Here is a 6,606-nt window from a genome sequence, read left to right as displayed (position 1 = left end):
CACCGTATTGGTCGTACTGGCCGTGCTGATGCATCTGGTGAAGCGATCTCTTTCCTATCGAAAGACAACTTCAAGAACCTGTGCATTATCGAAAAACGTCTTGGTCACTTGATTGAACGTCGTGTTGTTGAAGGTTTTGAACCACGCAAAGAAGTGCCAATATCTGTATTGAACTTCGTGCCTAAAAAGAAAAGAGACCTACAGCAACCTGAGTAATTTCAGGTTTAGACAATGCGAAAGTCGCGTTAGCCAAAATGAAAATAAAACGAAGCCCTATGTGGCTTCGTTTTGTTCTTTGAAATACATATAAAGTTGAGGCAATAAGATGATCACTCCTATCGCAACGAGATTAACTAGAGGCCAAGATCTAAAGCTTGAACTCCAAAAGCTAGTGACAGCGCACAATATCTCAGCGGGCTCTGTCGCGTCATGTGTCGGATGTGTTTCTCAACTCAATATTCGTCTGGCTAATGCAAACAACACCAAGCTAATCAAAGCTCCATTCGAAATCGTATCTGTGATGGCAACGCTAACCTCGAACCACCAGCATATTCATATATCCGTTGCTGATGAAAATGGTGACGTGATTGGCGGTCATCTGTTGGAGGGAACGATCATCGCAACCACCGCTGAATTGATTGTTCACCGCTACGATACTTTGACCTTCAACAGAGAGCATGACGATTCGACGGGTTACACTGAGCTCACTATCAGCAGTAACACATAATAGCTTCACTGATAGCAGCACCAAACGCCTCACATAAAGCGATACCACCCAATAGTAATTAGGAAACACGATGGCTCCAAACTCCGCAGACTCCGTTATCGTTCTCGATTTCGAAACCACAGGCTTATCACCAAACATGGGTGACCGAGCGATTGAAATCGGTGCGGTTAAATTAGTTAACGGCGAAGTCGTCGACACCTTTCAGCAACTCATGAACCCAGGGTTTCGTGTTAGCGGGTTCATTGAAAGCTATACCGGGATCAGTAACCGCATGTTAAGCAAAGCGGCCAATTGTAGCGAAGTGATGGATGAGTTTGCAGACTTTATCCAAGGCAGCCAACTTGTTGCTCACAATGCGTCGTTTGATAAGCGCTTTCTCGATGCGGAATTAGACTTTATTGGCCGAGACTACACAGGCAAGTTCGCTTGCTCAATGTTGATTGCTCGCCGCCTAATCCAAGATGCGCCGACTCATAAGCTAGGCGACCTTGTGCGCTTTAAGAATATCGACAACGACGGTACTTTCCACAGAGCGTTAGCCGATTCAGAAATGACAGCACGGTTGTGGTTATTGATGATTGATGAGCTTCAAAGTGACCACGGCATTCAACAGCCGAGTTTTCAACTGATGCAGAAAATATCTAAGACCGCTAAAGGCTCTATTCCAAAGCTGCTGATGAGCAACAGAAATTAAATATCTAAACTCTCTCCCCTTCAAGTTTGATTGACAGGCTAGTCGCATGGATAACTACTAGCCTTTAGAACGAAAGAAGACTCTACTCCTGCAGTGATTCAAATGTTCCTTTAAGGCTTGCTAATTCACTCATGAAATAAGCCCACTGCTTATTAGTGCTGCTTTCTACGATATCGACTAAAAAATTGGCTGATGTCTGCATGTTCTTATCAAGCTCAGGCTCAAGTCCTTCAGGATAATAAGCTTCATTGTTCAGAAGCAGGTTCATAATAATCGGCTGAGCTATATCTAAGTCACTTTTCTTTTCTATCAGTGTCGATAAATCTTGGTAGGTATTATTTTGATATTGGCGCCAGTTATCGTTGGTATTTACCCATTCTTGAGACCAAGTTGAAATAATCTGCTTTTGCTCTTTCGATACCGATCCTAGCCATCGCTCTAACCGATCTTCAATTCGACTTCGATAACGTTCTCTCGAATCTTCATCATTCAATGATAATCTTTCTTCGTAATATTCTTGCTGCTTTTCCCTAAAATTCTTTAAGAATTCCTTATCTTGTTTAGGGTTAAACTGCATGCTTAAAGCGTAAATATCGGGAGAGAACTTACTAACGATTGAGCGAATATGGTCTCTAATTTGGTCACTTTGTTCAGTGATAAAAGCAGAATTCATATCAGAACGATCTGTGTTTTGGATCACTTTTAATTGCGAAACATATAACGGCAGTTGAGTTTCTTTATGCCATTGCTGTAATGAATCGAGGCGCTCTTCGAGCTCTGATTCCTGACTATTGGAAAGAGTTACAAAGTCTTCAATATAGCTAACGACAAACCAGCTTATATTGTTATAGGCAAATTTAGTCCCGCAGCCAAAGAATAGAAAACAGCTTAATAAGACTAACCAGCGACACTTTCTCATTACACCCTCTCACAACATTTTACTCAACAACGAACCTCAAGACGATCTTATAACATTAGCTACAAAATCGGGTTCTCGTAAAAACTTTCGGATAAATTGAGACTCAGACTTGCTAATCTAACTATTTCGGCAAATGATTAAACTAAAAATAATTAATGGCAGTGATGTAACTTGATTTTTATTACTCATTTGACGCAATACGAGCCCTATAAATGAGTTGGGTTGGCGTATTTCAAATGATTGATATTTGGGAGGGGAGCTATGGCCGCTATTCCTGATCATCCAAGCGATTTAGAATATGAGCTTTGTTATTTTGACGATGGTTCAATAACCACAATAACGATATTGGTTCACAATCGAAAGGAAGCGATGACTTGGTATCTTAGCGAGGGAAAACATATCAACGATCTTTATTCGATAAGACCCGATGAATAATGCTTTGGTATAGAGAACTAGGTCGATAAACCTAAGAGAGTAAACTTGAGTGGCATTTTGTGGAACACCCTTTACTGCAATGTCATTAAGTAGCAATCTCGTTAATTAGACATATCGCAGCAAAGGGATTCAATCTCGAATTATTTCAGAATTCGGGCGCGGAATTGACGACCCTTCATCTTACCTGATTCGATTTTGCCTAATGCTTTCTTAGCCATTGATCTTTCTACAGCAACGTAAGCGCGCATCGCGAACAAGTTGATCTTACCTACTGATTTACCATCAATACCGCCTTGGCCTGTCAACGCACCAAGGATATCACCTGCGCGAAGTTTCGCTTTCTTACCACCATCAATCTGGATAGTTACCATGTTTGAGTAGTACGGCTTAGCAATTGGTTTAGCTGGCAACTGAGACGGTTCGATTGGCATATCCATGTACTCATCAATTTGAGCAACACGGTGCATCTCTTTTTCACTAAAGAAGCTAATTGCAACACCTTTACTTCCTGCACGACCAGTACGACCGATGCGGTGTACGTGAACTTCAGGATCGCGAGACAACTCAAAGTTGAACACAGCATCTAGGTTATCAACATCAAGACCACGAGCAGCAACATCTGTTGCAACCAAGATAGAGATGGTTTTATTTGAGAACTGAACCAAAGCTTGGTCACGTTCACGCTGTTCCATGTCGCCATGAAGCTCAATAACACTGAAGCCACGGTGGCTTAGCTCGTCGTTTACGTTCTGTACTTCTTTCTTAGTATTACAGAACACAACCGCTGACTCTGGTTGATGATGAAGAAGCATTAGCTCTAGTGCGTCATCACGAGCTTCAGTACCTTCAACCTTATAAAAGTGTTGCTGGATGCTTGAGTGATCGTGTGTTGATTCAACCTTCACCATTTCAGGGTTATTCATGATGCGGTCTGCAACAGATTTAATCTGTTTAGGGAAAGTTGCACTGAACAATAACGTTTGACGATCTTTTGGTGCTGCTTCAATAACAGCATCTAGTGCATCTTGGAAACCCATTTCCAGCATGCGGTCGGCTTCATCTAACACAAGTGTGTTCAACTCAGACAGGTCAATACGGTCTCTCTCTAGGTGGTCCAGGATACGACCAGGAGTGCCCACAAGAATGTGTGCGCCATGCTCTAATGAACCAATTTGTGGGCCCATTGGCATACCGCCACATAGTGTCAGCACTTTAATATTGTGAATACCACGAGCAAGAGTACGGATCTCTTTTGCTACTTGGTCTGCAAGCTCACGAGTCGGACATAACACTAAAGACTGAACACGGAAACGCTTAACGCGTAGGTTTTGCAGCACGCCTAAACCAAAAGCAGCTGTTTTACCTGAACCCGTTTTACCCTGACCGATAACATCCTTGCCATCCAGAATAGTAGGAAGACTTAACGCTTGAATAGGCGTCATTTCAGTATAACCAAGAGAATCTAACGTATTTAGAAGCTCTGGCTTAAGGGCGATTGAAGAGAATTTTGAAGTGCTCAATGGAAATATCCAACTGGTGAAAAACAGAGTGCATTATGAGTGTTTTTGAAAATTATTCCACCTTAATCACAGTTTTGAAGAAATAGGTTAGGCGAACACAAAAAAGCCAGCTTTGTTGGCTGGCTTATCGTCATTTTCGAATTACTTCTTATGGCACACCGTGACCTTTTGAGGCAACCCAAACGCGATACCATTGCTCGCGCGTCAGTTCGATTTTCAGTGAATCAACGGCCGTTTTCACTCGCTCAATCTTACCTGAACCAATAATAGTAATCGGATTAGACGGTAATCGACGAACCCAAGCGTAAATTACTTGGTCAATACTATCTGCACCCACTTCTTGGCGAATGGCTTCTAGTTCATCACGAACACGAATCGCTTGTGCTGAATCGCCACTAAAGATGCTACCACCACCGAGACAAGACCACGCCATTGGACGAATACGGTTCATCTGCAGTTGATCTAGCGTGCCATCATGAGCCACTTCGAAGTTCAATGGGTTGATTTCAACTTGGTTCGTCACCAGTGGCTTACCTAGCCGTGATTGCAGTAAGTCGAACTGACGCGGTGAAAAGTTAGAGACACCGAAGTGCTTAACTTTACCTACCTTATGTAGTTCAGCGAACGCTTCTGCTACTTCATCCGCGTCCATCAATACGTCAGGGCGATGAATCAGTAATACATCAAGTTCGGTTACACCCAAACGCTCTAGAGAGTTATTTACTGATTGGTAAATATGGTGCGCGCTGGTGTCATAGTGATTGATCTTGCGATCTGGAGTGTGGTCACCACACAAGTTGATGTCGCACTTGGTGACGATTTGAATATCATCTCGAAGGCTCGGCTCAAGCGCTAATGCTTCACCAAACAACTTTTCACATTGGTAGTTACCGTAAATGTCCGCGTGATCAACCGTTGTGATGCCAAGATCAATGTGCTGCTTTAGGAAAGTCAGACGTTGTTGCGGGGTCATACCCCACTCAGCTGTACGCCAGTATCCTTGCACCAGCTCAGAAAGTTCTGGGCCTTGTGGCGCTACCGTTACTTTTGCAACCATGGGTTGTCTCCTTTATCAATACTGAACGTATCCTAAGCTCGTTTTACCGAAGGCTCAACGTATAACAAATGGCAAAGGTAAACGCTTACTAAAAATGTGAGAGCCACAGAAAAACGAACACTTAAATGAATTATAACTTGCTGTCTGCCCGTGAGCCGTTCTCCTGAAAGGCTTGTTTACTCTGATGAATGACGAAACCATCTATAAATTTGAGCAATTAAAAGCGATTTAGTTCAACCGTTAAGTTGTCACCATCACTATGTAACTGAATCCAAGGGGCTGAAGAACGAGAAGAGGATGAGGAAGAGCTAGGCACATTCCATACACTCATTTGCTCAGAGGAATGATGTGGTGAGTTGATGAATTCTACGAGTTGTTTATCTACCTTGTCGTAACCAACTCCCTCACGTTTCGCTTGTTCGAGTTGAGCGACGACATCAAAATCATCCTCTCCAATGCGAATTGAACTGAGAGCAAAGCCATCTTGACGAAGATATGCCTGAAGCTTTGTGTAACTTAGGTTCGAATATGGCAGATTAAGGCGAACCACTTCGACGCTTGAGTCACCCAACTCCAGTTCAACATAAACATCCAAATCGTAATATTGGGTTAAGTCACTGCACAACAGAGTGCCTTCAACTTCGCCACAATCCATAAGATCGATATCGTTAATATAGTTTTGAGAACTCGGTTGAGTTGGGTTGCTATTGAATACCGTCCGTAACCACCAGCTTTCACTCGCTTGCGCAGAAAATGAAAAGGTACTCAGAGCCAATAAAAAAGATAGGATGAAGCTAGGAAGAGTTCTCATTATTTGTGCTTATTTCACGCGGTATGGAGCGTGCATTATACGTGACCAATCAACAAACAACTGCTCGATTTACATCTATAAAACTAAAAATATTGCTCAACGATAAGATTAACAAACTTGATACTAAGAAGAGTTGCACTCTGTTATATCTGTCGTCACACAATACACCCCATGAATGTGTCATAATGTTGAAATTAATGAATAATTTACAAGGAACGTCCATGACTGCAACGAACTATCTCAACCAATTGAACCAAAAGTATCTTGCGACTCATAAAGCGAAAGAAGACTTCTTTTGGGATACTTATATGGGGATCAGTGACGACCATGATGGCTCGACACTCGCGCAGACCCAATGGACTGAATTTCTTAGCTCTGCCGAGCAAATTGCTGCTATCGAAACGCAGCTAGCTACTATCGAAACGCAGCTAGCTACTATCGAA

The 6,606-nt window shown here is 42.6% G+C and carries 7 protein-coding genes and 2 pseudogenes; 5 read left to right on the top strand and 4 right to left on the bottom strand.

All coding sequences use genetic code 11. The annotated features are described in order from the left end of the window. The 3 genes and pseudogenes from AB4653_RS14645 to AB4653_RS14635 form a co-directional block, all read left to right on the top strand. Positions 1-216, top strand: a pseudogene (locus AB4653_RS14645) (ATP-dependent helicase); the annotation flags it as partial. Positions 217-325: 109 nt separating this feature from the next. Then, entirely contained in the window at positions 326-727 is a 402-nt protein-coding gene (locus AB4653_RS14640) for a PPC domain-containing DNA-binding protein (RefSeq protein ID WP_102258183.1), read from the top strand. A 70-nt stretch (positions 728-797) separates the two neighbouring features. After that, positions 798-1,421 (top strand): PolC-type DNA polymerase III, encoded by a 624-nt coding sequence (locus AB4653_RS14635; protein ID WP_102258184.1) that lies wholly within the window; start codon positions 798-800, stop codon positions 1,419-1,421. 82 nt (positions 1,422-1,503) lie between these two features. Here AB4653_RS14635 and AB4653_RS14630 read toward each other — a convergent pair whose 3' ends face one another. Next, entirely contained in the window at positions 1,504-2,340 is an 837-nt protein-coding gene (locus AB4653_RS14630) for a DUF6279 family lipoprotein (RefSeq protein ID WP_102258185.1), read from the bottom strand. A gap of 261 nt (positions 2,341-2,601) precedes the next feature. Between AB4653_RS14630 and AB4653_RS14625 the strand changes: the two genes are divergently transcribed. Then, positions 2,602-2,775, top strand: coding sequence for a hypothetical protein (locus AB4653_RS14625; RefSeq protein ID WP_009844771.1), 174 nt, complete (start codon positions 2,602-2,604; stop codon positions 2,773-2,775). Between the two features lie 140 nt (positions 2,776-2,915). On the opposite strand, the gene dbpA is transcribed toward AB4653_RS14625, so the two are convergent. From dbpA to AB4653_RS14610, 3 genes are all read right to left on the bottom strand, one after another. Next, positions 2,916-4,295, bottom strand: a complete 1,380-nt coding sequence (gene dbpA, locus AB4653_RS14620) for an ATP-dependent RNA helicase DbpA (RefSeq protein ID WP_009844770.1) — start codon at positions 4,293-4,295, stop codon at positions 2,916-2,918. A gap of 148 nt (positions 4,296-4,443) precedes the next feature. After that, positions 4,444-5,352: an aldo/keto reductase family oxidoreductase gene (locus AB4653_RS14615; protein WP_102258186.1), complete on the bottom strand. Its 909-nt coding sequence runs from the start codon at positions 5,350-5,352 to the stop codon at positions 4,444-4,446. A 217-nt stretch (positions 5,353-5,569) separates the two neighbouring features. Beyond that, complete coding sequence (locus AB4653_RS14610) at positions 5,570-6,163, bottom strand: hypothetical protein (RefSeq protein ID WP_102258187.1); 594 nt, start codon at positions 6,161-6,163, stop codon at positions 5,570-5,572. A gap of 221 nt (positions 6,164-6,384) precedes the next feature. On the opposite strand from AB4653_RS14610, the pseudogene AB4653_RS14605 reads away from it, so the two are divergent. Continuing rightward, positions 6,385-6,606 (top strand): annotated as a pseudogene (locus AB4653_RS14605) (peptidase M3); the annotation flags it as partial.

Source organism: Vibrio sp. 10N.222.48.A3 (assembly GCF_041475345.1).
GTDB lineage: Bacteria > Pseudomonadota > Gammaproteobacteria > Enterobacterales > Vibrionaceae > Vibrio > Vibrio tasmaniensis_A.
The sequence above is the reverse complement of the archived record's forward strand: the minus strand, read 5'-3'. Positions and strand labels throughout refer to the sequence as shown.

Coding starts and splice junctions, on each gene's coding strand:
- AB4653_RS14640 (WP_102258183.1), top strand. CDS start 326: ATGATCACTCCTATCGCAACGAGATTAACTAGAGGCCAAGATCTAAAG.
- AB4653_RS14635 (WP_102258184.1), top strand. CDS start 798: ATGGCTCCAAACTCCGCAGACTCCGTTATCGTTCTCGATTTCGAAACC.
- AB4653_RS14630 (WP_102258185.1), bottom strand. CDS start 2,340: ATGAGAAAGTGTCGCTGGTTAGTCTTATTAAGCTGTTTTCTATTCTTT.
- AB4653_RS14625 (WP_009844771.1), top strand. CDS start 2,602: ATGGCCGCTATTCCTGATCATCCAAGCGATTTAGAATATGAGCTTTGT.
- AB4653_RS14615 (WP_102258186.1), bottom strand. CDS start 5,352: ATGGTTGCAAAAGTAACGGTAGCGCCACAAGGCCCAGAACTTTCTGAG.
- AB4653_RS14610 (WP_102258187.1), bottom strand. CDS start 6,163: ATGAGAACTCTTCCTAGCTTCATCCTATCTTTTTTATTGGCTCTGAGT.